The organism is Bartonella sp. AP57NXGY, from assembly GCF_042195805.1.
GTDB lineage: Bacteria > Pseudomonadota > Alphaproteobacteria > Rhizobiales > Rhizobiaceae > Bartonella.
Genome location: NZ_JBHIOZ010000260.1, coordinates 1 through 1,571, shown reverse-complemented (window position 1 = coordinate 1,571; position 1,571 = coordinate 1). Strand labels below are relative to the sequence as shown.

General features: G+C 41.6%; 1 protein-coding gene. It reads right to left on the bottom strand.

The genetic code is table 11. The features are described 5' to 3' along the window. On the bottom strand, nucleotides 1–1,571 hold a 1,571-nt coding region (locus ACFIL8_RS12815; RefSeq protein ID WP_375689651.1), incomplete at both ends, for a phosphate acyltransferase.

The window sequence follows — 1,571 nt, the reverse complement described above, 5'->3', positions numbered from 1 at the left end:
TATCCAGGCATAACCAAAATGTTAGCAGGCTCCGTTAATCCCATAAATGGATATTGCTGCATCAATTTGGAATTGAGTGCCACATCAGCACTCATTTCTCCATCAAACTCAAAATCAACTTTGCGTTCATGTAAAATATTAATCGCATCCTGAATTTGCTGCGTCGTCTTCCCTTTCATATAACCAAATGTAGAAAATGCTAAAAATGCTACCCGTGGTTGATATCCAAATCCTCGCACAAATGAAGCTGCTTGTTCAGCTATATCTGCAAGTTCTTCAGCATTAGGATTTTCATAAACGGCTGTATCCGTAATAAACACAATTCGTCCACGGCAAATAGCCATTGAAATACCAATCAATCGTTCTTTTGGTTTTTCATCAATTGCACGACGTATATCGATCAACGCTGTTTCATAATTGCGTGTCACCCCTGTAACCATCGCATCAGCATCTCCTAGTGCCACCATACACGCAGCAAAATAATTGCGATCATTATTGATACGACGATGACAATCACGCAACAGCCAACCTTGACGCTGCATTTTTTTATAAAGATAATTCGCATAAGCATCTGTATGGCAAGAAAGCTTAGCATTCATAATAGAAATACCTTCACGCTCCAGATCAATTCCAGCGATAACAGCCGCTTCTCTTACTTGCTCTTCACGACCAACCAAAATTGCTTGTCCCAATTTTTGATGAACATAGGAAACGGCTGCCCGCATAACTTGCTCTTCTTCACCTTCTGCAAATACAATTTGTTTTGGCGCTTGACGAACATGGTTATAAACCCTACGCATCATCGAGGAAGTAGGATCACGTCTCGCATTCAAATCGCGCTCATAGGCCTCTAAATCATCTATGTTCTTTTGCGCAACACCGCTTTCCATTGCTGCTTTTGCTACCGCTATTGAAACAACCGTAAATAAACGCGGATCAAAAGGAACAGGGATGATATAGTTAGGACCAAACTTTAATCGCTTTCCATAATAAGCTTCTGCAACGCTGTCAGGCACTTCTTCATGCGTTAAATTAGCAAGAGCCTTTGCCGCAGCAATCTTCATGTCTTCATTAATAACTCTTGCACGCACATCAAGCGCACCACGAAATATATAAGGAAAACAAAGAACATTATTAATCTGATTTGGATAATCGGAACGTCCTGTTGCGACAATGGCATCATGACGCACTTGCATAACCTCTTCCGGCGTAATTTCTGGATCGGGATTAGCCATAGCAAAAATGATCGGCTGGGGTGCCATGGATCTTACCATTTCAGGAGTAAGAGCACCTTTAGCAGAGACCCCAAAAAATATATCTGCACCTTCCATTGCTTCCATAAGCGTACGTTTATCTGTTTGAATAGCATGCGCAGATTTCCACTGATTCATTCCCTCTTTGCGGCCTTCATAGACCACACCCTTTGTGTCACATAATATGATATTTTCGGAACGAAAGCCCATCGCTTTAATCAATTCAATACAAGCAATCCCTGCAGAACCAGCACCATTACAGACTAACCGCGTATTTTGCATATCGCGCCCTGTTAAAGTCAAAGCATTGAGAACACC